Origin of the sequence: Pseudomonas sp. WS 5051 (assembly GCF_012985715.1) — a bacterium.
GTDB classification, from domain to species: Bacteria; Pseudomonadota; Gammaproteobacteria; order Pseudomonadales; family Pseudomonadaceae; genus Aquipseudomonas; species Aquipseudomonas bubulae.
In genome coordinates, this window is the sequence record NZ_JAAQWV010000002.1 from 479,665 (window position 1) to 503,602 (window position 23,938).

Annotated in this window: 28 protein-coding genes; 4 read left to right on the forward strand and 24 right to left on the reverse strand. The window is 49.0% G+C overall.

Annotated features, from left to right (window positions below; all coding sequences use genetic code 11):
* Nucleotides 1–4 precede the first annotated feature (4 nt).
* The 10 genes from HBN79_RS04555 to HBN79_RS04600 all read right to left on the reverse strand — a co-directional run bounded on the left by HBN79_RS04555 (nt 5) and on the right by HBN79_RS04600 (nt 7,961).
* Entirely contained in the window at nt 5–2,773 is a 2,769-nt protein-coding gene (locus HBN79_RS04555; RefSeq protein WP_169916376.1) for a phage tail tape measure protein, read from the reverse strand.
* Nucleotides 2,774–3,082: 309 nt separating this feature from the next.
* Nucleotides 3,083–3,490, reverse strand: a complete 408-nt coding sequence (locus HBN79_RS04560; protein ID WP_146540874.1) for a hypothetical protein — start codon at nt 3,488–3,490, stop codon at nt 3,083–3,085.
* Between the two features lie 125 nt (nt 3,491–3,615).
* On the reverse strand, nt 3,616–4,392 hold the full coding sequence (locus HBN79_RS04565) for a hypothetical protein (protein ID WP_169916377.1): 777 nt from the start codon (nt 4,390–4,392) through the stop codon (nt 3,616–3,618).
* Between the two features lie 34 nt (nt 4,393–4,426).
* Nucleotides 4,427–4,870, reverse strand: a complete 444-nt coding sequence (locus HBN79_RS04570; protein ID WP_146540870.1) for a hypothetical protein — start codon at nt 4,868–4,870, stop codon at nt 4,427–4,429.
* The gene (locus tag HBN79_RS04575; RefSeq protein ID WP_146540868.1) at nt 4,867–5,349 is read right to left on the reverse strand and encodes a phage virion morphogenesis protein; all 483 of its coding nucleotides are present in this window, start codon (nt 5,347–5,349) and stop codon (nt 4,867–4,869) included. Before HBN79_RS04575 ends, HBN79_RS04570 begins: the two co-directional genes overlap by 4 nt.
* A gap of 3 nt (nt 5,350–5,352) precedes the next feature.
* A complete protein-coding gene (locus HBN79_RS04580; RefSeq protein ID WP_346010137.1) occupies nt 5,353–5,784 on the reverse strand; it encodes a phage protein Gp36 family protein in 432 nt (143 codons plus the stop codon).
* A 99-nt stretch (nt 5,785–5,883) separates the two neighbouring features.
* Nucleotides 5,884–6,840, reverse strand: a complete 957-nt coding sequence (locus HBN79_RS04585; protein WP_146540866.1) for a minor capsid protein — start codon at nt 6,838–6,840, stop codon at nt 5,884–5,886.
* Nucleotides 6,840–7,295, reverse strand: coding sequence for a lysis protein (locus HBN79_RS04590; RefSeq protein WP_146540864.1), 456 nt, complete (start codon nt 7,293–7,295; stop codon nt 6,840–6,842). The genes HBN79_RS04585 and HBN79_RS04590 overlap by 1 nt, the downstream gene beginning before the upstream one ends.
* Entirely contained in the window at nt 7,292–7,756 is a 465-nt protein-coding gene (locus HBN79_RS04595; RefSeq protein WP_146540862.1) for a lysozyme, read from the reverse strand. Before HBN79_RS04595 ends, HBN79_RS04590 begins: the two co-directional genes overlap by 4 nt.
* Entirely contained in the window at nt 7,746–7,961 is a 216-nt protein-coding gene (locus HBN79_RS04600; protein ID WP_169916378.1) for a hypothetical protein, read from the reverse strand. The genes HBN79_RS04595 and HBN79_RS04600 overlap by 11 nt, the downstream gene beginning before the upstream one ends.
* A gap of 64 nt (nt 7,962–8,025) precedes the next feature.
* On the opposite strand from HBN79_RS04600, the gene HBN79_RS04605 reads away from it, so the two are divergent.
* On the forward strand, nt 8,026–8,241 hold the full coding sequence (locus HBN79_RS04605) for a hypothetical protein (RefSeq protein ID WP_146540860.1): 216 nt from the start codon (nt 8,026–8,028) through the stop codon (nt 8,239–8,241).
* 196 nt (nt 8,242–8,437) lie between these two features.
* Here HBN79_RS04605 and HBN79_RS04610 read toward each other — a convergent pair whose 3' ends face one another.
* From HBN79_RS04610 to HBN79_RS04650, 9 genes are all read right to left on the reverse strand, one after another.
* Nucleotides 8,438–8,626 (reverse strand): hypothetical protein, encoded by a 189-nt coding sequence (locus HBN79_RS04610; protein WP_146540858.1) that lies wholly within the window; start codon nt 8,624–8,626, stop codon nt 8,438–8,440.
* Nucleotides 8,623–9,009, reverse strand: coding sequence for a phage tail assembly chaperone (locus HBN79_RS04615; protein WP_146540856.1), 387 nt, complete (start codon nt 9,007–9,009; stop codon nt 8,623–8,625). Before HBN79_RS04615 ends, HBN79_RS04610 begins: the two co-directional genes overlap by 4 nt.
* A complete protein-coding gene (locus tag HBN79_RS04620) occupies nt 8,996–10,300 on the reverse strand; it encodes a hypothetical protein (protein WP_146540854.1) in 1,305 nt (434 codons plus the stop codon). The genes HBN79_RS04615 and HBN79_RS04620 overlap by 14 nt, the downstream gene beginning before the upstream one ends.
* Before the next feature lie 40 nt (nt 10,301–10,340).
* Nucleotides 10,341–12,323, reverse strand: a complete 1,983-nt coding sequence (locus tag HBN79_RS04625; protein WP_169916379.1) for a hypothetical protein — start codon at nt 12,321–12,323, stop codon at nt 10,341–10,343.
* Nucleotides 12,323–12,637 (reverse strand): hypothetical protein, encoded by a 315-nt coding sequence (locus HBN79_RS04630; RefSeq protein ID WP_169916380.1) that lies wholly within the window; start codon nt 12,635–12,637, stop codon nt 12,323–12,325. The genes HBN79_RS04625 and HBN79_RS04630 overlap by 1 nt, the downstream gene beginning before the upstream one ends.
* A gap of 53 nt (nt 12,638–12,690) precedes the next feature.
* Complete coding sequence (locus HBN79_RS04635; RefSeq protein WP_169916381.1) at nt 12,691–13,854, reverse strand: P22 phage major capsid protein family protein; 1,164 nt, start codon at nt 13,852–13,854, stop codon at nt 12,691–12,693.
* 131 nt (nt 13,855–13,985) lie between these two features.
* Nucleotides 13,986–14,780 carry a hypothetical protein gene (locus HBN79_RS04640; RefSeq protein WP_169916382.1) on the reverse strand — a complete coding sequence of 265 codons (795 nt, stop codon included), beginning with the start codon at nt 14,778–14,780 and terminating at the stop codon, nt 13,986–13,988.
* Between the two features lie 80 nt (nt 14,781–14,860).
* The gene (locus HBN79_RS04645; RefSeq protein ID WP_169916383.1) at nt 14,861–15,508 is read right to left on the reverse strand and encodes a hypothetical protein; all 648 of its coding nucleotides are present in this window, start codon (nt 15,506–15,508) and stop codon (nt 14,861–14,863) included.
* A gap of 22 nt (nt 15,509–15,530) precedes the next feature.
* Complete coding sequence (locus tag HBN79_RS04650; protein WP_169916384.1) at nt 15,531–15,878, reverse strand: hypothetical protein; 348 nt, start codon at nt 15,876–15,878, stop codon at nt 15,531–15,533.
* Nucleotides 15,879–16,364: 486 nt separating this feature from the next.
* On the opposite strand from HBN79_RS04650, the gene HBN79_RS04655 reads away from it, so the two are divergent.
* A complete protein-coding gene (locus HBN79_RS04655) occupies nt 16,365–16,751 on the forward strand; it encodes a hypothetical protein (RefSeq protein ID WP_169916385.1) in 387 nt (128 codons plus the stop codon).
* A 70-nt stretch (nt 16,752–16,821) separates the two neighbouring features.
* Here the strand turns inward: HBN79_RS04655 and HBN79_RS04660 are convergent, their stop codons facing one another.
* Nucleotides 16,822–17,091: a hypothetical protein gene (locus HBN79_RS04660; protein WP_169916386.1), complete on the reverse strand. Its 270-nt coding sequence runs from the start codon at nt 17,089–17,091 to the stop codon at nt 16,822–16,824.
* 660 nt (nt 17,092–17,751) lie between these two features.
* Between HBN79_RS04660 and HBN79_RS04665 the strand changes: the two genes are divergently transcribed.
* Nucleotides 17,752–18,795 (forward strand): DUF5677 domain-containing protein, encoded by a 1,044-nt coding sequence (locus tag HBN79_RS04665; protein ID WP_169916387.1) that lies wholly within the window; start codon nt 17,752–17,754, stop codon nt 18,793–18,795.
* Nucleotides 18,796–18,894: 99 nt separating this feature from the next.
* On the opposite strand, the gene HBN79_RS04670 is transcribed toward HBN79_RS04665, so the two are convergent.
* Both HBN79_RS04670 and HBN79_RS04675 read right to left on the reverse strand, forming a co-directional pair.
* A complete protein-coding gene (locus tag HBN79_RS04670) occupies nt 18,895–19,539 on the reverse strand; it encodes a 3'-5' exonuclease (RefSeq protein WP_169916388.1) in 645 nt (214 codons plus the stop codon).
* Nucleotides 19,540–19,600: 61 nt separating this feature from the next.
* Complete coding sequence (locus HBN79_RS04675; RefSeq protein WP_169916389.1) at nt 19,601–19,969, reverse strand: histone-like nucleoid-structuring protein, MvaT/MvaU family; 369 nt, start codon at nt 19,967–19,969, stop codon at nt 19,601–19,603.
* Between the two features lie 83 nt (nt 19,970–20,052).
* On the opposite strand from HBN79_RS04675, the gene HBN79_RS04680 reads away from it, so the two are divergent.
* A complete protein-coding gene (locus HBN79_RS04680) occupies nt 20,053–21,060 on the forward strand; it encodes a PIN domain-containing protein (RefSeq protein WP_169916390.1) in 1,008 nt (335 codons plus the stop codon).
* A 33-nt stretch (nt 21,061–21,093) separates the two neighbouring features.
* On the opposite strand, the gene HBN79_RS04685 is transcribed toward HBN79_RS04680, so the two are convergent.
* Together HBN79_RS04685 and HBN79_RS04690 are read right to left on the reverse strand one after the other, a co-directional pair.
* Nucleotides 21,094–22,410 (reverse strand): DUF4055 domain-containing protein, encoded by a 1,317-nt coding sequence (locus HBN79_RS04685; protein WP_262372261.1) that lies wholly within the window; start codon nt 22,408–22,410, stop codon nt 21,094–21,096.
* Nucleotides 22,411–22,460: 50 nt separating this feature from the next.
* Nucleotides 22,461–23,897, reverse strand: a complete 1,437-nt coding sequence (locus HBN79_RS04690) for a terminase family protein (RefSeq protein WP_262372262.1) — start codon at nt 23,895–23,897, stop codon at nt 22,461–22,463.
* Nucleotides 23,898–23,938: the final 41 nt, after the last annotated feature.

Genomic DNA, 23,938 nt, shown 5'->3' on the forward strand with positions numbered 1-23,938 from the left:
CAACTTACAAGTTTTTTATCTCACCTCGATTGGCGCGAATGTGGTTCATAACCATCCGTTCGCCTTCAGCGCCTTCCATCGCGCCTGCAAGGCTAGGAGCGTCAAGCACGTTATGAATACTAATCTTTGGCTGCGAGTTGGCTGTGTTCGACCCACCCTTGTTTAAGTTTTTGCGGTGACGAGGATCGGACTCAGTGAGCATTTCCTCACCTTTCATTGCGATTATCGGAACCTCGTTAGGCTTCAAACCAATTTCACCGCCAGTGTGATATCGCGGCGCGCCTGCAAAGATATCCAACGATCCATAACGACTCATCCCGCCAGCTCCGCCAATCAATCCTCCGCTATGCTTCATGCCAATCATGCTCATTAGTCCGCCCGCACCAGCGCTTGCTCCGCCTGTGTATGCGGACAGCATCGATTGAATGGCTAGCTGGATCAGCAACTTGGCAATGATCTTGGACACCTCTGTCAGCACGCCCTGAGCGAAGTCAGCAAAGGCCTCTTTCGCAGACTTTGTACCTGAGATGAAGTCTGTAAAAAGACCTTCCAGGCCACCTTGCAAACTATCCGCTACCTTGTCGGTGAGCGTGGCCAGATCAAACACTTCGGCCCGCGCGGACTTTGCAGACTCACGAACCTTTTCCAGGTCAGCCGGGTTACCCGTCACCTCAGCAGCTTTTTCCCCACGACCCTCCAGCTCGTTCGTCTTTAACAGATAGTCCAGTGGAGAGATCTGATGCCTATCAAGCTTTGACTTCAAGCTCGCGTACTGACGCTCGATTTCCTGCATCTCTGCCTGAGCTTTTTTTGCAGAGATGAGCTGCTGGATTGCTGTCGAGTCTTCGCCCAAGCTTTCAAGATTTTTGATCGTGTCTTTGAAATCTGACTCGATCTTTTTGATGTCAGCCGAGAACTGGTCACCGCCGATTGCCAAGAGCTCGATGTGTGCGTCGTCTTTGATTTGCTGTAGCTGCTCTTTGATCTGTCCAATCGCTGCTGCTCGGTCTGCTTTGAGTAGCGCGGACTGATTGACGAGCTCAGCGCCGATGGTTGCTTGCTCTGCTTTTTTGCTGGTGATGTCAGCTTCAATTTGGTTAATAGCAGCCAAAATGCCTGGTCTATCGTTCAGGTTTTGCGTAGCCCCCAGAAGTTTTTGCTGGCCACCCAGGCTCCCCTGTAAAGCCTTGATGTCGACGTCCAAAGCTCGCTTTTTCAGTTCGCTCAGTTTTTTGGCGGCTTCCATTTCAATCCGGAAACGCTCATCGGCAACCTTTACTGCTGATAAATTTTCCAGGCGCGCACGTTCCTGCAGACCCGCAAGTTCGATTTGCTTTTTGGTGTCGATCTTAGAGATCGTTATTTCAATTTCTTTGTGAGCCAGGTCAGCCTGAAGTTTTGCCTGGATCGCAGCGATTTGAGCCGACGCAGCTGCGTTCTTTGTTTGAAGTTTAACGATGTTTTTTTGATCTGACTTATCTTTTCGAGCAGCAAGCTCTTTATCCAGATCATCTTGGTTTTTAATAGCTTGACTCTTAAAGCTAGCCAGAAACTCGTCAGCTTTCTTTTGACCTTCGTCACTATTTAAGATGTCGAAATTTTCTCGACCAACATCATGCAGCTTACTACGCAACTCTTTTACACCCTCGATTGCCTCGTCGATATTTTCGGTCTTAAAAACCTCAACTGGCTGATCGTAGGATTTCCGGAGGTTAGTTACATCCTTTTGAAAGCTCTTAACCTTCTCTGATACACCGGTCAGATTAAATGCATCTGCAAAATCTTGGATTGGTTGCACAAACTGCGTGTTAAAAAATCCGATTGTAGTGGAAAATGCCGACCGGAAAACATTAACCATCCCGTTGCCGGCTTTCACAAAACCTTCGTCAATCGTTCGCAGGCCCAGAAGGAAAAGCTCTGATACAAATAGTATGCCTTCACCAAGGAAGCTAAAAACAACATCAAAAGTGTCTTTGATCTTTCCGGCAAAGACTAAACCGCCCAAAATACCGGCAAGCATGTCGGTAAATTTTGATCCAACTCCTTTTGCCGAGGCCTCCAAATCCGTAGACATTGTGACTATGGACTCAGTTACCAACTGCACCAGCGCAGTAAGCTGCGGAGACACATCAGCAAGGATCTTACTAAAGGCGGTAGTACCAACCTTTTCGAGCTGAGAAAAGGACTTGCCAAGTTTGGCGACAGCAATTGTCTCGGTGTCGCTTAATACCAGGTTAAATCGCTTGGCTTCATCCATTAACCTCTTGAATTCGGCCCCGCCATTTTTTAGAACTGGCAGCAAGTTTCGCAGACTGTCCGAACCAATCTGATCGAGAAAAGTAAAAGCCGAGTTATCGGACATTCCTTTTAAAGCGTCGGAGATTTTCTCTAACTGCTCCAAGGGGTTTAACTTGTTAAATTGTTCTACATCGGCATTCATCACCTCGAAAAAGTCAACACCACCACCAGAACCAATGGAACTGAATTCTTCGACCTTAATTCTAACTTCGTCAAGAGCGTCAAGAAGCTGGTCAGGTTTAATATTTGCGCCCTGAAATGCAGCATATTGAGCAGCCGTGAGATCCTCTATCGAGATGCCCAAGCGCTTTGCGGCAAAGTCCAGCTCAGTAAGACTGCGGACAGTCTCTTTGATAGCAACTGCACCGGCAAAGGCCGCGACCAGCGCAGTGACTTTGGTTGCAGCGCTAGTTAAAACACTTGAAGCCTGATCTTTTGCTCTTAAGATCAGGTTAATTACTGCACTAGTAGCCATATTATTATTGTTCTCCGGCCAAGTTTTTCATCAACTCGTTGAATGGTGCAGCGTCGCCCGAAACACACGAAATTCGACTTAGGTGTTGTGCATACATCTCGCCAATCAACTCACCACGACGGAGTTCTTTTTGGACTACCGAGATCTTAAACAACTTACGAATCGAATAATTATAAGGATCGAGATGACGAGTGTTATGACCACAGGAAATTAAGTACTCGCAATTGGATACCAGCGTGTCTACAAAATTCTCAAGCGAAACACTATCTCCGCCGCCCTCTTTTTTCTTACGCTCAGCCTCAAAGTCCGCTACTTTTTGAGCAGCTGTGCGATTGTCGGGGCTAGTTTTTCGAGGCTTTTTTTTAGACCGTCTGGAAAGGTTAGCGAAAAAACTGCCGCAAGAAGTTCTACCTGGGTCATAAGCGGTAGATTGATTACATGCTCTGCAGCTTCTGGTTCTTTGCAGCCAGCGGCAATACAAGCAGCGCCAAAGGATGGGAACTGGAGCATGATGATTTTGGAGTTATCGGTACTCTTTAGATCTTCTTTGGCGTTGTGCAAAAAGATCGTAGCCAGGATTTTACTGTGATCTTCTACTAACCGAATAAAATCAGAAGTGGTAAGTCCGTACACGTCAAACGCGACTTCCGGCTTATCAGCTTGAGCCTGATTGATGATAACTTTTTTGGATGGTACGACGAGATCGAGCAGAGACATGACGGGCCTTTTTATTATTATTTTTATATGTACATAATACCATTCCCATTTACTTGATTGTGGTTACTGACCCGCCGCTCGATAAAAAAGGGCCCCGTGGGCCCCTTATGATTTTTGTCGTCAAATTATGCAGCTACTACGTGTTCTTCTTTGAACATTTTCGACAAGCCACTGCCGGTCACAGCTTTAGATACCTGAAGAGTGCCTTTGATCTCCTGATCTGCGTAATCACTCGACAATAACTGACGCTGGGCGGCTGGTGACAACGAAACTTTGTGGTAAGTTACTTTGACCGGAGTATCGCTCTCAGCCAGGTTTACTCCATCGAATACGATCATCACGTTCACGCCTGTGTTGACCATACCCTCAATTCGGCGGACGGCGGCTTTGTCGTATACGACATCAACGACGTCACCATCTGCAATGCTCGAAGTCGCAGGGAAGTAGATCGATCCGTTCGAGACGACGTAGTCAGCACCCAAAACCAGCGGCTCTTCTTCCCCGGCGGTTTTGACGCTAGTGACTGCAGCGATGATACCGTCGACGATGATGCTGCGGCCTCTGTACGCCTTCGCTTTAGCCGTTGCGCCGGTCTCTGCAATGTCTTCAGTTACCTGCCCGAAGAGGGCCAATTCCATGACTTCGGGAGAGAAAGACTTCAGGTTAATCGTGGCCTCGGCTGAGTTCTTGATGATCTTCGACTTTGCTACGCCAAGAGTACCGTAGACCATGTCCTGCATCTCAACTTTATCGCTCGACAAAGCAAGTACAGCAGACGAGGCTTGGCCGACAGTAAAGAAACCACCAACTGGTTGATCGTTAGCATCGAGTTTGGAGATCAGCAAACCGCCGTTGGCGATCCAGCCGATAGTTGTGTCAGGGGCGTTAAATCCGAGTGACATGTGCAACCTCTTTTTATTATTATGGTTTTATTCTTTATCCAAGGACTATTCTTTGAGTCCAGAGGACACTCCAGGCGGAGAAGTTGGTTCCACTCTTTTCGCCGGAGAAAAGCTCTTCTATAGATTGTAACTCAGGCACTCTGGTATTAGTTACTGAATCCCCCCTATACTTTTCGATCATGCTTGCAACATCAACAGCTGCATCAGATGCAACTCTCGACACTCCACGAGTTTCTGGATCCGTCTTGCCAATCACAAATGCGCCAAAAACCGCATCAACTTCCAGCTTCACTCGCTTTGCTTTTTCCGGAATCGGCCCGCCTGCACATGCAAGTAAGATATAGGGACGCTGTCCATCAAGCTGAAGGTTTTTAAGATCAGTATCTGCAAATGTGCCTGAAAATAGTTTGATAATTGGATTTGATGGCAAACTCTCAAGCAAAGTCTTGATATTTTCTAGGTGCGACGTGATTTTCACTGCAGTGCCCTTTGTACATGCTCTAGTAGTATTCTCTCATACTCCTGCTGCCATTTGTCTGGAAGTTTTCGATGTGCGTCTGGCAAGTATTGACGCTTTTTAACGCGAATACCTTCGTTGTGCAGATAACCGTATCGCATATTACTACCGAGGGCGATCTGCAGTCCGCGAACTTCGGCTTTAATACTATTTCTTAGAGCACCAGTGTCGATTAATGGTTGGCCCTGGCGGTGATGAATTGGATCCCAGGGGTTACCGTAGGGATCTACAGAGCGTCTAAAGTTTGACTTTATGCGGTTGACCCAGTTATTTCCAATTATTGTTAGGCCTTGCTTAATATGCGGGTTGTTTGGGCCTAGTCGCTTAACTTTTTCGGCTAGGGCGCGAAGTTGAGCTGTGTTAACAGTTAGTTCTATATCTTGATCGCCAGTACTGTTACGACCAAACGATGCAAGTGCGCGCGCAATAATCGGCAGCATGTGTTAAGCCCTTACAAGTCTTATGTTAGTAAAGCCGTTTTTTACTACTTGTTGACCCTCGACTACCAACTTGATTTTTCCAGTGCTTACCAATTCTAAGAATTTGATGGCATCTTCATATCGCGTGCGAATCTCTTCAGACGGCTGGTCGGGCCAAGAAAAGTACCGCGCTATGTCTAAGACTGGGCCTTTGACGTCACGGAGCGTTACTGGGTCTGTCAGGGGTACTGTAATCCCGGTCGATCGTACGTATGTGTCTACGAGCCGAGAAGCACGCTGCAAGCTCCTGGGAATGCGCGTGGCGCTGTCGGAGTGAACAGTGTCACCGCTAAATTCCTGGAGATACTCCTCTTGTGTTGCATAAGCTTCGATGATCATTGTTTTTCTTATCCAAAAAAAGGGAAACAAGCTGCATGCTTGGATTCCACCCCCCATGCCCCCTTACTCTTATTCTTTCTTTATATAAGGGAATGGATAGCATCGGGGGTGGCGTTTTACTACCTAAAGCGGCTCGGCTGGCAGATGTCATTTTGGCTAAGAAAGACTATCAATTTCGCGGAGTTTGGAAAGAGAGATGACATTGTCGTTATCGAGATCCACAAAGCTCTCAAGCGCCGCGCCGGCTTTCCACATCTTGTACCTTGCCGTTCCCAGCACCTTGAGCTGAGACGCTTCGCTCTGCTTGCTCAGCCAGGTCTCATACGTATCGCCGAAAGGCTCATCACCATCGAACACTGCGATCATCGTCGTCCGGCAACCTGGGTGAAACGGCGGCACCTTGCGCCCAGGATCTGACATCTTGTAAACCTTGCCATCGAGCGCCGCGCACAGCTTCGTAGTGCGAGTATCAAGCACAGCAGACAGTTGATACGACTCATACCCTGCTTGCTTGAACGATCTGATGTCAGCTTGCGATGAGACGTGAGCAGACGCAGTCCGTACCAGAATTTCAGCATTACGCTTAGTGCCAACAAACGGGCTAGACGGATCATTAACCAGCGCATGCGCAATATCCTTCGCCGGCAGCCCGTTCATCACGCCTACCCGGACAGCCTGCTTGATCTTCGTCTGCGTTCCCAACTGCTGCTCAGTAATCCACTCTGATAGGATTTTTCCATCAAAAGGATCATTTTCGATCAGCGCGCGCACCGTATTTTCTGTAAGTACTGAGTACCCGACATCAGCACCCAGAAGCTTTGTAGTCCACTCGCTCTGGTAGTAAAAAAGATCGGACAGCTCAGCTTTGAGATCATCAGACATGACGCTGTACTGACCCTCCACAAGCTTGTCGAGGTTGTACAGGGTCTTCCTGAGCTTCGCTGCGGCAGTCCAGTTCTTCGCCGTTGAGGCAGTATCGATCTCGGCCTTTATCAAGCCTTTAAGCTGTGTCAGGTGCGCAACAGCCTGCTTTGCGATACGGGTGTACTGCCCACGCAGCTTGATTTGATGGTGAATCGTGGCGTCAGCCAGTCGGTTGACTTTCTTCGTCATTACTTCACCGCCAGGCAAACATTGCCAACGTATTCCTGGAGTCCAGCCAGCTGCTTTTCCGTTGTGACTATCTGATCTCGGAGACCGAAATAATCTTGTCTAGCATCGGCGTTAAGCTCGGCGCTGGCTCCAACATCCAGGCTGGTGGTGCCGGCAGTGGCTGGCAACTTTGGACAAGTGGCGCGGACGAGCACCCGGTGAGTCCCAGCAGCAACAGCATCCCGCAGGCGAGCATTCTCAATTTTTGCATCTGTAATATCCCTCGTGTATTTCCGATCCAGTGCATCTCTTGCGGCCAATGTCTGAGCAGCAAACTCAGCATCTGCCTTCAGCTGTACCACCTCTGCTTGCGAGGTACTGAGCTCGTCAGCCAGGCGATCACGGTCATGCATCAACCAACCGCCGAACAGCACAGCCGCCAGGGCGAATAAGGCGATTACCAGGTACTTACTCATAACCCCACCTCGCAAAGCTCTCTCTCTTCCGCACGGCGCGCCACGAGCCCGTTAAGTTTCACACCGCCCGCAAACACCCACAGGTCAAACTCCGCACACGCACCGGCGACGTCGCCATCATTGAGCTTTCGCAGCAACGTCGAACCAGCCAGCTTCCCTTGCCCTACGTTGTAAACAAACGACACTAGCGCCGCGCGCCGCTCAACTGTCAGCGGCACCTTGACCAGCGCGTCGACGGCGTTGATGGCAACCGTGAGGTCGGAATCGAGGAGTCGCTGGCATTCATCAGCACTTTTCACCTGGCCGACAGCTGCGGTTGCTGTATGGCCGTAACAGATAGTGGGAACACCAACAGGATCGAAGTAAGTCTTAGAGCGCAACCCTTCAAAGTGCGTAACTACTGCCGAAGCAACACACAACGTAGCGGTAAAAGATGCGGCGACCAGGCGTTTACTTATCATCTGGCTTTACCGGCTTAGCATGTTCTTTTTTTGATTCTTTTTTTGGCTGATTTCGAATAAGAAAAAAAGCTTGGAGACAGACGTAGCACAGGGTTGCAGCAGCAGCCCACTCATTAATCGTCATACCCATGATGATTGCGCTAGTTACAGCAACTGGGGGAGCGGATTTAACAACTTCGTTAGAAACATCTTGAACTATTGACATATGCTATTCTTATTATTATTCTAGCTTGCATATAATTGTATCACTGCTAAAAAGGAGTTTGAGCATGAAACTCGAAAACTTTACCACAGAACACAAAAAATTCGGAATCGATGTCTGTCGTAGAGTTATCTTCGCAGCCATCGAAATACACAAGGACGATTTTAACACCACCACAAAACCCGCAATGGTGTTAGTCGCTATAAATAAAACCGCACAACGAATTTTTGGCGATGAATTACAGATCCGAAGATATCAATTCGAAGAGGATTTGGGCGTATGAACAACCCTGTTCCCTACCGATTTTACACCGAAAACGACATGTTCGAAAAAGAAAGAGATGAGCATGGTGAAGTTTTTCAAAGCTTTGATAGACAGGATCGTATTTAAACTGGCTGGAGAGCTTGGCGCATACAACCGCGACAAATTAACAGCCGAACTCATCGAATTATACGGCTGCGAGTTGCGGATAAGAACTATCAAATTTGAGCAAGAACTTGGTCTTTAGCTCGCCGCTTAGGCTTCACCTTCTCTTCAACGCTCTTAGCAACCTCTCCCACAACCATATATTCCAGCGCTGCAAAGTGCTCATGCGCCCTAGAACCCACTTCGACAATCACGTAATCGTCGCCTTTTACTAGCTCCACAACCTCGGTAACCTTTCTCATTTTTGACTCCAAATTGGCCATACAATATTAAATGGATCTGGCTGCAGCGTAATATCCCTGAGTGCTTGTCGATAACCCGCGAGTTCCTGATGCTGCTGATTCACAACTCCGCTAATCACTTCACTATCTCTAATCTTCATCATCTCAACATCAGACTCCGCAAGAAGAACATCTCGAGACTGACGTATGAAAAGCCACTGTGCTGCCCTGCTCTCCTGAATCTGAAATCCATCATCTTGATAGATAACGCAACGACCACTATTCAAAGCCTCGATAATCCATTTGCAGTCGTCTACTTCAACACACTGAGCCTCGGGGATTTCGCCCAGCTCACCAACACCGACCACAAACCCCTGTCTGTGGTAAACCTTATTTTTTGACATAGAACCTGTACCCTTCAGAGATCGTTCGAATTTTAGGTGTAGCGAACTGATCGCCAGCGCGCACAGTTAGTAAGTTAGTTTGTACATTGCCCTTAGCCCCATTAACTGAACCGGTACTACCAAGGCTGCCGACACTGATTAGCTTAGCCGTATCAAAATCCAGGTAAACACACATCAGTTTCGAATTAAACTCGGGCGGTGAGCTCCACGATCTACCACCATCAAACGAGATATAAGCTTTATTTCCCGCTGTAGTCGGCGCATGGAAGATAAAGTCGTCGCAAGCATAACCTTTTGTCAAAGTAGCGCTGTACGAGTTGTGAATATAATTAATTTGAGTTACCACTCCAGACTCCACATCGAGTCTAAACTGCGGATACGACACACCAAAATATACCGTTGAACTATCTTTACTCCCAAAAATCATGTTGTACGGTGTATTTGCGTACTGCACAAGAGATATACTCATCGAGCCAACTTCTTGATCAAACTCAAGTTCGTACAGCCCGGCTGACGCATTTAACGTTCCAGACAGGTAAAATTTTCCACTTTTTGAACCGCATCCGGCGATATAACTCCCTGACGGTGGTACACCACCGGCCCACGAAACCCCGGTCGTAGCTTTAAGCGCAGGGTCGTATAATGTAGAGGGTGCGTTAGTATATAAAAAAAGATCCCATTTATCTGTAATAGCGACGACATTTTTCATATCCACAACAGACTGACCGGTATATCCAGAAGAAAACACGCCATCTGACAGCGTCAAAGCATAAACGCTGTTACTTGTAGACCAATAGACCGCTTTATCAGTGACAAAAAGATCCGTAGAAACAGTTCCGGTGGCTGTATAAACCACACTTCCAGAGCTATCAGCGACTATAAGCTGCATTCCCGCCGTGTTCGTCCTGTAAACGTAATACTCCTTAAACTTCAGGACTTGTAGTACGTCTACAGCAGCGCCCAAAGTCGATCGAACCTCGGAATCTGCGTTAAACCCAGAGAATTGTGGCCCCAAAGCTCCCGACTTCAGAACTTGCGCAAGCTCTGGAGCCTCGGAATCAAAGTGTATAGCGCCGTCACACTCGATATAATCAGCGTATATTCCAACTGGCAGCATCAAAGCGGATCCGGTTTCAACACCCGAAGCGGCTTCCGGGAACTTAATAGCTCCAACAATCTGATCGACGCTAATGCCCATTGACTTGCCGGGCTTGTGAATATGCATCTTTGCATTCAAGTCACCATCCCACGGCTCTGGGAGTTCGCTCGGGCGTATTTTATTAGTGCTCATATTTATTGCTCTTGCCGGCAATTTAGAATGAGTTATTATATCATTCTTTCAATAGTAGGTACGTTACGATGCTATCTACACCGTCATCAGTGCTCATAGTTAGCAACAATTCGTCATCTTCGACATCACTAAAAATATGTCTGTCATTTGCTGGATCGAGGAAAAAGCTTTTCCATGTACTCCCTTTATCAGCAGATAAACTTATTTGCGAGCCACCCACCACCGAATCTGTAGAGTAGCTTATTACAGTGTCATCTACTGCAAATGCACCACGCAACCCGAGATTTGCAGGAACATCGGTTATCACGGTTGATTCGTACGCTTTAAGATTTACACGAGTTAACTTATTACCACCCATGCGATAGAGATAACTATCTGTCGCAGCAAGATTATTATAACCAACACCAAGAATACTTTTTGCAACTCCGTCGGAGCCAAACTCTACGACTGTATTACTCACGCCCTGAAAAAAAGCGCTACGACTGTTGAAAGCATAACACCCAGCTTCCCCATTGCATGCCATGGAAAATTCATATACCGGGCCTGGCGTTGTAACCATTGTCACCGGATCGACAAAAATAGAGATTGAAAATGTGTTGTTGACCACCCAATCCTTATCTCCCAGGCTGGCAATCATCGGCAGATCATTACTACCCAATGCAGAGATATCCACAACAATATCTGATTCCACTCCGTCATACCGGATCAAGCGGTCAAAATCACCATCTTTCTTCCAGTAATAAGCCGTGTGATTGGTTTTGTGAGCGTTACAATCCTTGCCAAAAATGTAGTTCTTTTCGACCACACGCTCCGTGCTAACTATTAAATCTTGCGAGGTATAGATGACGTACTTGTAGTCATAGACACTTATGTAAGTCGAACCAATCTTGATGGTCTTCTTGGGAAAGCCGTTGTGGTCAGGCAACGAGAACTTGGCGATTGGTGTTGTTAGTATTGAAACGATTTTTTTGACATCGGCAAAGAAAAATTTCCAACTGATATAGCGACCGTCATCGGCACACTCAACCATCGCCCTTCCGTCGACATCCGCATATACGGCATCTGAAGCTGACACAAATCCTTCCAGGTCTTTAGGGCTGACGATAATGTCCACGTCCCCAAGATCAATATGGCGGACATACTTGATAGTCACAGACCATTCGTTGTCAGTTTCAATAATCGACTCAAAGGATTCTCCGTCGATAGAGATCGTGATCCTATCGCCTGCTCGACCGCCTCCACCTGTAATCGTGTACGTTCCATTCAGATTGTTAGTAACAGAAATGATGTACGGGGCAACGTAAGGATCTTCTACCTCGACATCCGGAGGCGTCCCAGGCTCGTCGTCTTTGACTCCAACAATAGCTGTCCAACCGCCATCCGTGCCTACAGTGACCTGATACGAGACGCCGTTGGCCACCACGTTCAGGGTGTCCCCGATCTTCCCGCCTCCTCCGATGACGGTATAGGTGCCATCGCCAACTGGAGTGATGCTGATGACATAAGGTGGCACGTAGTCCGAATCGACGTCTCCATCACCTGGGCCGATATCAGGAGGTTCGACGGCTGGAGTGACGGTGAAGAACCAAGTTTCGGCACCAGTCAGGTGGAGCTCGAAATCTTCACCGGCAATCGTCGCGGTCAGTACATCACCAGCTCGACCAGCATGGCCACTGATTATGTAGGAACCGTCAGGTGTGATCTCGATGCTATCGATAACACCTACGGACGTTGGGTCACCAGTGACAATCTCCAGATCCCCGGCTAAAGGGCACGAGTCCAAGATGCCAGAGACCACTTGCCAGGCCCCGGAAGCCCTGACAGTCGTTGAAGCTGTTGAGCCATTTGGGAAAGTGACGGTCAGGTAAGTACCTGGCACCGCGCCGCTGCCGCCAACTGTGGCTGTACCATCAGCGTGGCAAGTAACCCAAGTGCCTCCAGGCTCACCTGGCGTCACACCACCCACCTTCCTCAAAGCACGACGCAACTTCAGCGATAGCAGTACGCGCTGTATGATGTTCATCACTTAACCTCGGCGACCCAGACGGTAGCAGCGTCTTCGCCTTCCATCAGCTTCACAGAAATCACTGCTCCGCGATTTGAACGCAAATAGATGCCGGAGCGAGCGTCTACAGGAGCGTTCTCATCAGTCACCACAGAGCCCTCAGCGACATGAATCACAGACGTGCAGAAGATGTACACGGCCTCTGTTGCGGTCGGCTCGCTGGTGAAGATTGTGTTGGCTGCCAACAGCTCCCCACGTCCCAGGCTTTTCCCTGGCGCGACGATCTGCAGGATGTCCCCGTTCCGGTCTTTTACAGCAGTAATTTCGCTCATCTTTATCCCCTGAAAAGTAAAAGGGCCAGGCTCTCGCCCAGCCCCAGATTTACTTAGTGCCCGCCGAGACGGCTAGCGCGTTCAGGAGCTACAGCTTTAGTGCCGAACAGCGTTTCGAGCTTCCAGTGCGTGCTCTCAGTCGAGGCGTTGTACCAGCTGAGCAGCCTCAGGGTGATGCCTGTTTCTGGGTCGGTCATGCTACCCATGGTCACGCCTGGAGCGTTCGCAGGAGTTTCGAGTTGGCGGAAGGCGATCATGAAGGCGGTCTTGCTGAAAGCCAGGTCAACCGGGTGGTCGCCGACAACCGACACGGAGGTACCGGATGCAATTGCCTGGGTGATAGCAGGAGTAACAGCTACAGCGACGGCACCGTCTTCGTCTGCAGCAATATCTGCGGTGACAGCGAACACTTGATCAGTGCCAGCGACCGTTAGGATGTCTCCCTTTACGAACGTTGCGTTTGCACCTGCGCCGCTCAGAACCAGCAGGCTGGAGCCTACGTTGCCGGCTACCGACGTCTTGATTGCATTGCTGGCGGATGCAGTGCCCGAGAAGTGCATTGGAGCCTGTACATCGCTGTAGATGTCGAAGCCAAATCTACGACCGATGATGCCCTCTTTCTCTGCTGGCTGCTCGTAGCCAACGGTGAAGATGCCCAGCAGGTCGGCTTCGGTATCCGATGTGAGAACCAGGTTCCTGTCGCCGCGAACTTTTCTAGTATGGAGTGCCCTACGAGCCTCAATAAGATCTTTCTTATCGCGCCCATTGCTAGATGTCAGCGTGCCGGAAAAGTATGGAACCTCGGCATACATATTGAAGATCGCCTCGTTCACGGTACGAGCCAGCACGTCCACAGCGGCGGCCAGGGCATCCGGGATTACGCCAGGCTGCATACCGGTGAATTCGCGATCAGAGAGCTTGAACTCTTTGTAGACATGACGATCCAGACGCAGCTCAACCTTTTCCACGTTCAAGTCAGTAGCAACAGAGCCGCTAGTGCCATGTTCATCGGCTTTGTCAAACTCGACAGGCTTGTTCACACGAACCAGCTCACCGACTTTCTTGGCTTCGTCTGCTTTGTCGACAGAAATGAGCCTTGGCATAGTCAGCTGGCCACGCAAGCGGGACATAGCCACAGGGAGAATCGTTTCGTTAATCAGCGCTTCGAAATCGTTACCGAATGCGCGCAGGACAACGAGTGCATTACTTTGAGACATTGATATACCTATTTATTATTGTTTTTATGTTGGTATTCGTGACGTACCTGTTGCTCACAGAGCAAAACAGTCGCTGGCCCAACCAGCTTGAGAACTGGGGCTTGGCTAAGCCCCAGTTTTTGAAATATTACTTATCCAACAACGATTTCGCCTTTGGCTCTCTTAGCGAACAGTTCAGTCTGACTTTTAGCTTCAGAAAGCATAATCATGCTCTGCCATTCCTCGCGGGTAATGCTCTTACCAGACCCGCCAGTGCCCTGTTTCCCACCGCTACCGGGCATCGTCTTGAAGTAGTGCGGACGAGCTTGAGTGAGACTTTCGATCCATTCTTTAGGAGTTAGCGCGCGGCCAGTTTTACCCATAGCCACATTGCCGTGCTGATCCCGACTAACAAGCTCACCGTTATCAGTCAGTTCCCAACTATTACCGGCGAGGTTAATCAGATCGTCTATGGCAGTGGGCTGGAAGAACTCATTCTTCAAAGCTTCATTACCGATCAGTTGCTTAATCTGGAATTGCTTCAAACGCCCTTTTTCGGCGTCAACAGCTTTGCGGAGCTCTTCTTTTTCGGACTGCTCAGTCTGCAACCGCTCTTGCCATGTTGCATTCGCGGCATTAACACGCTTGTCCATCAGCGCCTGGAAGTCAATCTTACCAGTCTTCAAAGCCGCTTGATCTTCAGCATCCTCGGCTTGCGCGAGAATGGCATTGAGCTGATCCTGGACTTTCTTCTTCTCTGCCAAGATTTCAGCGTTCTTAGACTTCAATCCACCAGTTTCGGCAGCAAGAGCTTTTGCCAGTTCGGCTTTAAGAGTCTCTTGGAATTCCGGAGTGGAAGTGATGTTAGGCGTTTCGATAGGATCGGTTACCGGATCATCTTCGCCAAAAGCTTTGAATACAACCAGGTTTTGCACTTGCTGTTGCATGGATCCCCCGAGGATCTTCTTATTTTTGTACGACCATTATATCAATAAAAAGATCAAAGGGGGATTGACAGGAGTTATTTTTATATCTTTTGAGGCCTTTTCCGGAAGACCTTGGTTAGTACCTGCAGCTTTTCAAGATCACATAGTGCGTCGACATCATCTAGCAGTGCCGGAAGTACGCGTACCTTGCCGCGCAGAGTTGCGTTTAGCACTGTAACTAGCATGCCTGTTTCGTACATTTTCCTAAAAATCCAAGGATCAGTACTGCATTCGTAGATCTGATAAATGTCTTCTGCAATGTTATTTTTGCCAATATTTTCGATCATCCAATCGACTATTGTGTGTACGATCTCAGTCTGGCTGCAAACGGATGCTGAGATTGCGAGGCTTTTAAGGTCAGGGGTGGAAAACTTTGTAAATCCACCATTACTAAGGAAGTACTCAACAAGTGCTTTGTCGTTTGGTAGCGCGAGGTTGCTCACGCCCTTTAGGACTTGCACGGTGCCAAATACCCTAGCCAACTCGATCAATGTTTTGCGGTGTGCGTCAGTGTACGCGTAGTCAAGCGTGTCACGTCTCAGCATCGTCTCCGCAGCGCGCAGGTCACGAGAGAGCGACATATAAATGCAGGCCAGGACATCGCCCTCCTGAGTCTTGAGACTAGCCAGCGCGTTGTAGTCGGACTGGACAACGCAATCGACGATAAAATCTTTGATCAACTTGCTCATATCTAACCCTTTATTATTGTTTTTAATGTGTGTTGACTTGAGCCATGACTTCATTCATCAGAAAAGACAAGGCATCGATATCAAATGAGTTGATATTTAATGTGTATTCTTTGTTGTCAAACCGGAACCACTTTGCGCGCTGGAGCTCAATTTTGATCACATTGTGCAGTGCGCTGATAGCTTTTGAGTCACCAGCTTCCGCGTCTGCACACATCGTTACAAGCGGGCTCAGGTATTGAGTGCGAAAGATGTCGATAGGCTTTGTGTAACGTCTTGTGCTGATCTCCCTACGTCCGCTCCACCCCCCGACAAGGTAAGTTGCACAGATATCAACGTTCAGGGCTGTAACAGCAGTGATTTCGGTGTTCATTTTGATGCCTTATATGACATTCTTTTATTATGTTTTTATTGTATCCATCACACTTTATCCAAGTCCACAAATTTCGCATCCATACCAGAAACGATTTATCCGTCAACCCGCACTAAAACCAACCAACCTAGTTAAGTTAGTGCTTCTTAGACAAAAAAGCACGGCACGATAACAGCCGGAATCAGCGCAACTAAGCCCTATGTAGTGCAACCCCTTTTTTGGCTAAGCAGAACGCTTTTGACTCACGCTACGCTTAGTGTCCCAGACGCCAAAACTTTGCTATCAAATTACTATCATCACAAAAATATTTTACTAGCACGCCACAACTGCAAAGCAGGGACAATCCTTTGTTTGCAGTGGCTGCAGCTAATATCACTGTAATATTTATATTAAATGGCCATATCTACTTGAAAAATACCAGTTGCATTTTTATGAGCACAGTTGGCAAACTTAAATAAATCAGCAACTCAAGCCAAGAAACTTATTATGACTAGTATTAAAAAAGCATGCTCTAATCTTGATACCAAGACTATCGACAAGATTTTTGCGGCAGCTATCAAGTACAACGCCCTGCAGTCAAGGGACATCCACCCCGAAGGTAAGATTGACAACGCCGGTCGATTTTACTTGTATAATAAATGCGAATGCTGCGCCGGCATCCGCAGTCCAAGCCGCAGTCACCCGTGGTCTCAAATGGTGCATGGCAGAACAGCAATACATGTTGCTCACGAGATTGGTTTGGTTGATCATGAACGCGTTGTAAAGTACGTAGCAAAACTTTTTGGTAAAAATAAGCATACCGAGGCTTATAAACTCTTTATGTATGATCTTGTATACCGTGGCAAAGCATTTACTTCAGACCTCGGCGTTTAACCAGTACATCCAGGGCCATTTTTTCGCACAAACCTTTTGACGACAAACAACCGCAAAGCTATAAACACCGTCACCCACCCGATTTTACAAGGCTTGGCTTTACAGTGGGACGGTTAAATTTTCGCTGCGGGAGCACCTGTGCCAAGTATTGTCGAGCCGTGAGCCAGGCGTCAGCTTTGACGAGTGCGTGCACGACTTCACTGATGTCGAGCTGGCCCAAGTGATTAATGTCGACGACTCGGGCTATTCGCTCGACCTCAACGACGATTTGGTTCACACCAAGCATATGTGGTCGCCCATGCGCGTCTACTTTGTCTGCGATGATGATGGCCGGGGTCATGTACAGTCCGCTCCTCGAAACCCTAGCTGATTTACTGGTAACGCAGCCAGTTCTCTACTTTTCCTAAGCGTCCCAGTTCCTGCAGCCTGATACTGCCGGTAGCCAGGATATCAAGGAAAATCTCACGATCAGGCTCAGCCCGCGCCCACCAGCCGACCATCCTCGTCTTGCCAGCTCTTGGCTCATGTCGCATATCCCGGCATCACTAAAGAACGCGGTGGTATCTGGGTAGTGAATACCCGCTAGCGACAGCTTCATCACTCCGGAGTCACGATCAAAATAGGCAAGTGAGTGCCATCCGCCAGTCGCTCTCATCGTAGGGAAATTTATGGCTGACTTTCCAGTTATGTAGTGCTCACGGCTTACGCGCGAAAAATCATGATCGAACGCTGGTTTTATCATCATCGCAAGCTATCACCGCCAGCCATCCACTCGCAACGCCGTTTGGCTACGCAAAGGTTTGACGGCAAACACCCCGACAGCTATAAGAAGACCAATCGCCATTAAGATATCAGGGTTATGGTATGAGTCGCGGGATGAAAATGATGGTAATAGGATTTGCAATAATGGTTATTGGCGCAGGACTGACTCTCCTTGCCAAATCCGTTTCAGACACCACCCAAACAGCCTCTCATACACTTGAAAAAAATTAGGTAATCCATGCAAATTCTTCAGGACGAGTTTAATAAATCGATAGCAGAGCTTGTCGCATCTGCTAAAACTGAGGCTGAACTTGAAGCTATAGCAGCATCAGCTCCAGAAATGCTTAATGAAATCCTAAACCGACTTCCAAAAACCATTCTTGAGTCTATTAAACGTGATGCTTATCAGGGTGGGCTTGACGAGATAAGGCAGAGCCACCTTGACTTTAAAGCACGAAATTACCAACGTTGGAAAGATGGATTCGACGCCCTGGAATTGTTTATCGGTATCTGTACCGAAGCAGGTGATAACTTTAATAAAAGGTTACGCCCGACTGCAACCAAAAATGGGGACATTCTATTCGATACAATAACCAGACTACACGCTAAGGGATGTTTAGTCGCCAAAGAAATAGCCTGCTTGTTGACCAATGGCTTTGCAGATGGCGCTCACTCTCGATGGCGAGCACTGCATGAGATAACTGTAACCTCAAAGTTCCTAACAGAAAAAGGAACTGACACAGTTGAAAGATATCTTGCCCATGAGTATGTTGATTCATACAAAGGTGCTTGCCAACACAAAAAATATGAAGAGCGATTGCAAGCTGCCCCACTAAGTGATCACGCCATTGCTAGCTTAAAAGTCAAATATGATGAGGCAATTTCTCGCTACGGCAGTGATTTTTCAAATTTATACGGATGGGCAGAAGATACCCTGGGAAAGAAAAGAGCAAACTTCGCCGATCTCGAAAAATCGGTCGACCTTGATCACTGGAGGCCTTACTACAAGTGGTCGAGCCAAAACATCCATGCGAGCGCAAAAACTATTAGATCTTCGTTAGGCATGACAGAGACCAGCGCTGATCTTCTGCTCGTTGGCTCTAGTGACTCTGGGATGACAGACCCAGCACACTCGATGGCAATTTCGCTTTCTCAGGTCACCGTAAACCTATTGCAACTATCACCAAACTTAGACAACGCCGTTGCGATGAAAATAATATTAGAGATGACGAATGAGATTGGAGATTTATTTTTAAAAGTACACAAACAAAAGTCTACATAAGACTCTTTGATCTTCCTACTCTCCCACATGACAGCAAAAGGGCCACGCAGGGCCCTTAGTTTGCACTCAAACCACCATCATACTGCCGTCTCACCAGGCTCAGCCAGCATGCAGGATCTCACCCACCAGTGAGCCAAGGTTGCGAGCGTCATCGATCCCACGGTGGTACTGACCTCTCCATTCTATCCCGGCTTCTTCCACGGCGGGCCTCAAGCTCATCGCCCGGCAATCAAGCATCTTCCAGTGCCACTTCTTCGCGTTCGTGTGAGCGACATCAGCGAGCATGGGAGCACAGGAGTTCCTGACAGCGTCAGCCTCGAGCTGCTTTGCATCGTAGTCACCCCATGAGCACCACATCAGCCCGTCAGCTTTGAACGGAGCAAGGTACTCATCAAGCCTTTGACGAACCTGGTCATACGTCCCAGCGCTGTCGACATCAACCTGGTCGATTGTGGTCAAGCGCTTGCAGAAAGAGGTAAGAACCGGATTCAGCACAGGCCGCACAAAACAGCAGAACTCACTGACAACGGTCGCCCCCTGATGCAGATCTAGAACTACCGCGCCTACCTCAATGGTTTCCATCTCGTCACGTTGCACCAAAAGCTTATGTTCAAGCTTTTGCTCGTCTGTAAGACCTTCCGGGTACTCGTCGCAAGTCGCTTCGAGATCGACGCACAAGAGATACCTCGTATTTCCCAAGAGCTCCCGGAACGCCTGAAGGTGCTGAGGCTTGTTGATCTCCATACTCTCCTCCATGACAGCAAAAAGGGCCCTGCGTGGGCCCTTTGTTTGTACTCAAACAGTCTTACTTAGCCAGCCAGGACTCAACCACATCGGATCCGTACTCAGCTTTCCACTCTTTCAGCATCTTGTGGTTGCCGCCCTTAGTCTCAACGACTTCGCCAGAGTGCGGGTTCTTGTAGACTTTGACCTGACGAGGTTTGCGATTGCCTTTGGTTTCCGCAGGAGGCGTGGCACGGCGGGCCGAAGCTTGTGGGTCTAGGATAGCGACGATGTTACGCAGGCTGTAGCCGTATTCAGCCAGCAGTGCGCGCAGCTTGGTTTCGAACTCAACTTCCTTTTTCAGGCCTTCGTCGCCTTTCATGGCCTCAAGGGCTGCGAGTTGCTCAGCAAGATGCTTTTCGAGTTGACGGAATTCTGCGAGACGAGACATTTGACGCTCCTGTATGTTGATAGGCCATTATCCAGTGCTGGCCAAAGCCAAGTCTAGCAATCCAGTCGTCAAAAGGAGCTTCAATGCATCTCGTAATGCTCGACACATGCGTCTGGCTAGATATTTCGACCCAGAAAGCAGAACTGCCAATGCTGACGGCCATAGAGCACCTTGTCGAAGAAGGAGTTATTAAGCTCCTGGTGCCCGAGCTTGTGCGTACAGAATTCGAGCGAAACAAGGACAAGGTCATTGAGTCCACGCGCAAGCGAATTGCGAGTGAGATCCGCGTTGTCAAAGGGATCATCCAGTCATTCGGCGGCGAAGGAAAAGACAGTGCGCTGGAGACCATTGATGATGTGAACCACCGGCTGCCGATCCTTTCTGAGGCGACTCAGGGCAGCGTCAACCGAGTGATTAAGCTATTCGACCTGGCTTTCCAGACGCCTATCTCAGATGCCGCCAAGATCAAGGCTGCCGAACGAGCAATCGATAAGAGAGCTCCATTCCACAAGCAGAAGAATAGCGTTGCTGATGCGGTACTGGCCGAAGCCTTCCAGGAATTCCGAATCGAGCAGACAGCCAATTTCAAAAGCTTCAGGTTCGTGACTCACAACGTCACGGACTTCTCGGGCAAGGATCATAGGCAGCCCCACGAAGACTTTTCAGATATCTTTGATGGCAAAACCTCCCTGTATTTCAATACAACGAAGCCTGCAATCGAAGATCTGCTGGATCTTGAGGAATTTCACTATGAAAACGAGTGGGCCTGGGAGGATCAGACGCGTGGCCTTCAGGAAATTCTGGGAGCCATGGACGAGCTGGTCGACAAGGTTTGGTACAACCGGCACATGAACATGATGTACGGTGTTGAAGAAGGTGAGGTTGAGATCGTAGAGGACGGCACCGAGAGGTATGGCAATGAGGTAATTCACCGTTCCATTCTGAAAGGCGCTCTTGCCGCAGCTGAAAAAGCTCGCGAGAAGTACGAAGACACTGGCCCTTGGGATGATTTTGAGTGGGGCATGATCAATGGCAAGCTGTCAGCCCTTCGATGGATTCTGGGTGATGAGTGGGACATGCTCGACACCTGAGAAATGGGAGGGGCTGCGGCCCCTCCACGCCGATCAGGCGAGCTCTGTCGAAAGTCGATCTTCGTTGTTAGCCAAGCTGAACTCGTTCCTTAGAATGCCGCGTCGCTTCATTTCTTGCAGGTAATCTTCTCTAGAAAGGTCACCCAATGTGCGCGCACTAGCAAGCGCTGTGAGTTCTTCTGGGTTGCTTGTGATGCCGTAGTCGGTGTTGATATCCACCGTGAAGTCAGGCGCATTCACTTTCAGGAAGTAGGCATAGCCAGCAAGGCAAGGCTCCAGCGCGGCAGCCATGTTCATCGCAATGATCGCTACCTTGTTGTTCGTCTGCCCTGCTTGAAGCGCTCGTCCAGTAGCCGTTTCCGTGGGGCCATTGTTCTCCAAAAGCCCAGCACTGCGACTTCTCATCTTGCGCTCAAGATCCTGGATAGCCTCTCGCCCAGACCCAGTCGCAGATCCATTGGACTCAACGTAAGCCATCGTGGCCCCGATCTGCCCTTTGATCGCGGATGAGGCTCCGATGATGATCTGCTCATCAGCCTCCAAACCTGTGATGAAAATGGACGGGCAGCTCGTGAGGTGAAGGATGTTCGAATAGTCTGAAAGCTTCCGGTAGTGTTCCAGGTTTTCACAAGCCAGGTCTTTCACGAGTGAAGGTACGAACAACTCACCGCTGGGCACGACGGCAGATGAATGCACTGGAAACACCGGGATGATTTTGAGTGCAAAAGGCTCTTCGGCTACGACTTGTTGATATCCGCCAGAACCATTTTCCCAAAGCGACCATGTCACGACCTCACCGCTGCGCCGGAATACACGCACTCGTTCGACCTCCTTCTCACCCCAATCGCCATCTGGCACGACAGCGGTTTCAGAGATGCGAATTTCCGTCAGCCTGTCGTCCTCATCAAGCTTGAAGCCAAGGATCTTGTCGGCACTGAGGTGATAGATATACGGCATGCCTCCATTGACGGCGCAGTCAACCGCAAAGAAGGATGTTCCATTCCAGATTGCGTCTTCGAATACTGCCGAGCAAAGACCAGTCATGCTCGTTCCACGGCCATCTACACGCTTGGCGACACCGTCAGCAATTTCCTGGTGGCTCTCGCTCTTGATGACGACAGGTCGAACGAAAGGCTTAGCAGCTAAATCTTTAACCATTTCCTCCGTGAAGTTCATGAATAAAGAGCGTGCCAACCTTCGCTTGTAATCTTCAGGATGTTCTCGTGGCTCTAGGGGTAAGTATTTAGCACCGAGTTTACGAATGACATTTGCCCCACCACGAACATCTCTGATGGTTTCTCGCTCAGAATAAAACTTCTGACAACGCGCTGTTCTAACTTCTACTGACATTGCGGGCCTATTATTATTTTTATTGGCTAGTTTATTGTACAGCTAATTTATTACTGATATCCGCCAAGACCGTATTGCACGGAAGAAACTGGTCGCTTCCAAGTTAGTCTATAAGCCAGGGCATCCCAAGCATGGTCATCCCCACACTTACTTACGCTATCCAGTTGATCCTCGTCCCTCTGAAGTTCCGGAATCGACGAGTTCAGAAACTTACAGTTAGTGAAGAAGTAGATATGTGGCTTACCAGGATCTTGCTCAATGGTTGCTTGCAAACGACCAAACATCAGCTGGGCACTTGTCACCCTTGAGCCTGGCGATTTGTCCGAGTTCACGAACGTCATGCCTTCTGCAGCTAGATCTTTCGCAACTGTAGGAGCGCTACCCTGATCAACCTTGCTGCCGTTATAAATTTGGTTGTCAGCAGGGCCTGGAGTGACCTTGTTGTGATTTTTGAGGATGGTTTCCTGAAGCTTCAGCTCTCGTTTCTTGAGCCGCTTGCCGATGTTGCCTGCGCTGAGGAAAAGGCCGAGGTCACGCTTTTGCTGAGTACCGTCAGGGTTAAGCGGTGTGCCATAGTCCTCGCCGACAACGATGATTGAGCCCTTGGGCGGGCAGAATGATCCCCCATTGATTAAGACAGACTCGCCGTTCGCTTCCGCAGTCCAGAGACAGCAAAACGGCGTGGATTGCCCGTAGTCGAATGATCTCTCGACCTTCCAGTGCGCTGGGATTGTGAATGGCTGCATGAGCAACACATCTTTCCTCCAGAGAGCAGCGAACATCGCAGTGTCATCGACGGCCTCCCAATCGCCCAACAACCAGCTGGCACGCTTCGCAGGATCGGAAATCGTCTTGAGCCATTGCTTGTATTCGTCATTCAGGTGCGGATTTTCGAAAACAGTGCCGAAGATTGCGCACTTATCCCGCTGGCCGTTTTTATACTCAATCTGGCCGCTGATTTTGCCGTCAATAAAACGCGCTTTGACCCACCGCTTGCCGACACCCCACGGGTTCGTGGTGCTCCGGACTTGCAGAGGTGGCATGAGTGGCTGGGCCTTAGTGGGCTGATAGGATGTCCGGAGGGTGGACATCATCGACTCATATATGTCGTCCGTGGCCCAGGTAGTCAATTCATCAAAACCGATGAAGCTATATTCTTGGCCGTGGAACTTGGCTTCGTACTGTTCCTTCTTTTCGATGTAATCAAAGATCAGGACTTCGCCGGTCGGGAATGTCCACTCGCGCATGCTCTTGTTGTACGTGGCGCCAGGGAACAGTCTTGGGAAAAGACGATGGCTCTTAACGATCAAGTCTTTAAGCGACGAAAACTGGCGCCTGAGGATCACCCCGCGCCAATAACTGCCCCACCCCTTTCCAATGTGTTGTCCAAACGCCATCAGCAGGCACTCGGACTTGCCGTTGCCCCTGGAGCCGTGGAACAGCACCTCTTTTACAAGGTTGCGAGGTTGGCCGGTGATGAGGAGCATGCCTTGCGAGCTCAGCCCACCGCCTGCACCTGGGATCGGCT

Bases quoted from the DNA above. Each gene is read 5' to 3' on its own strand.
- HBN79_RS04555 (WP_169916376.1), bottom strand. From the start codon at position 2,773: ATGGCTACTAGTGCAGTAATTAACCTGATCTTAAGAGCAAAAGATCAG.
- HBN79_RS04560 (WP_146540874.1), bottom strand. From the start codon at position 3,490: ATGTCTCTGCTCGATCTCGTCGTACCATCCAAAAAAGTTATCATCAAT.
- HBN79_RS04565 (WP_169916377.1), bottom strand. From the start codon at position 4,392: ATGTCACTCGGATTTAACGCCCCTGACACAACTATCGGCTGGATCGCC.
- HBN79_RS04575 (WP_146540868.1), bottom strand. From the start codon at position 5,349: ATGCTGCCGATTATTGCGCGCGCACTTGCATCGTTTGGTCGTAACAGT.
- HBN79_RS04580 (WP_346010137.1), bottom strand. From the start codon at position 5,784: ATGGGGGGTGGAATCCAAGCATGCAGCTTGTTTCCCTTTTTTTGGATA.
- HBN79_RS04585 (WP_146540866.1), bottom strand. From the start codon at position 6,840: ATGACGAAGAAAGTCAACCGACTGGCTGACGCCACGATTCACCATCAA.
- HBN79_RS04590 (WP_146540864.1), bottom strand. From the start codon at position 7,295: ATGAGTAAGTACCTGGTAATCGCCTTATTCGCCCTGGCGGCTGTGCTG.
- HBN79_RS04595 (WP_146540862.1), bottom strand. From the start codon at position 7,756: ATGATAAGTAAACGCCTGGTCGCCGCATCTTTTACCGCTACGTTGTGT.
- HBN79_RS04600 (WP_169916378.1), bottom strand. From the start codon at position 7,961: ATGTCAATAGTTCAAGATGTTTCTAACGAAGTTGTTAAATCCGCTCCC.
- HBN79_RS04605 (WP_146540860.1), top strand. From the start codon at position 8,026: ATGAAACTCGAAAACTTTACCACAGAACACAAAAAATTCGGAATCGAT.
- HBN79_RS04610 (WP_146540858.1), bottom strand. From the start codon at position 8,626: ATGAGAAAGGTTACCGAGGTTGTGGAGCTAGTAAAAGGCGACGATTAC.
- HBN79_RS04615 (WP_146540856.1), bottom strand. From the start codon at position 9,009: ATGTCAAAAAATAAGGTTTACCACAGACAGGGGTTTGTGGTCGGTGTT.
- HBN79_RS04620 (WP_146540854.1), bottom strand. From the start codon at position 10,300: ATGAGCACTAATAAAATACGCCCGAGCGAACTCCCAGAGCCGTGGGAT.
- HBN79_RS04625 (WP_169916379.1), bottom strand. From the start codon at position 12,323: ATGAACATCATACAGCGCGTACTGCTATCGCTGAAGTTGCGTCGTGCT.
- HBN79_RS04630 (WP_169916380.1), bottom strand. From the start codon at position 12,637: ATGAGCGAAATTACTGCTGTAAAAGACCGGAACGGGGACATCCTGCAG.
- HBN79_RS04635 (WP_169916381.1), bottom strand. From the start codon at position 13,854: ATGTCTCAAAGTAATGCACTCGTTGTCCTGCGCGCATTCGGTAACGAT.
- HBN79_RS04640 (WP_169916382.1), bottom strand. From the start codon at position 14,780: ATGCAACAGCAAGTGCAAAACCTGGTTGTATTCAAAGCTTTTGGCGAA.
- HBN79_RS04645 (WP_169916383.1), bottom strand. From the start codon at position 15,508: ATGAGCAAGTTGATCAAAGATTTTATCGTCGATTGCGTTGTCCAGTCC.
- HBN79_RS04650 (WP_169916384.1), bottom strand. From the start codon at position 15,878: ATGAACACCGAAATCACTGCTGTTACAGCCCTGAACGTTGATATCTGT.
- HBN79_RS04655 (WP_169916385.1), top strand. From the start codon at position 16,365: ATGACTAGTATTAAAAAAGCATGCTCTAATCTTGATACCAAGACTATC.
- HBN79_RS04660 (WP_169916386.1), bottom strand. From the start codon at position 17,091: ATGACCCCGGCCATCATCATCGCAGACAAAGTAGACGCGCATGGGCGA.
- HBN79_RS04665 (WP_169916387.1), top strand. From the start codon at position 17,752: ATGCAAATTCTTCAGGACGAGTTTAATAAATCGATAGCAGAGCTTGTC.
- HBN79_RS04670 (WP_169916388.1), bottom strand. From the start codon at position 19,539: ATGGAGATCAACAAGCCTCAGCACCTTCAGGCGTTCCGGGAGCTCTTG.
- HBN79_RS04675 (WP_169916389.1), bottom strand. From the start codon at position 19,969: ATGTCTCGTCTCGCAGAATTCCGTCAACTCGAAAAGCATCTTGCTGAG.
- HBN79_RS04680 (WP_169916390.1), top strand. From the start codon at position 20,053: ATGCATCTCGTAATGCTCGACACATGCGTCTGGCTAGATATTTCGACC.
- HBN79_RS04685 (WP_262372261.1), bottom strand. From the start codon at position 22,410: ATGTCAGTAGAAGTTAGAACAGCGCGTTGTCAGAAGTTTTATTCTGAG.
- HBN79_RS04690 (WP_262372262.1), bottom strand. From the start codon at position 23,897: ATGCTCCTCATCACCGGCCAACCTCGCAACCTTGTAAAAGAGGTGCTG.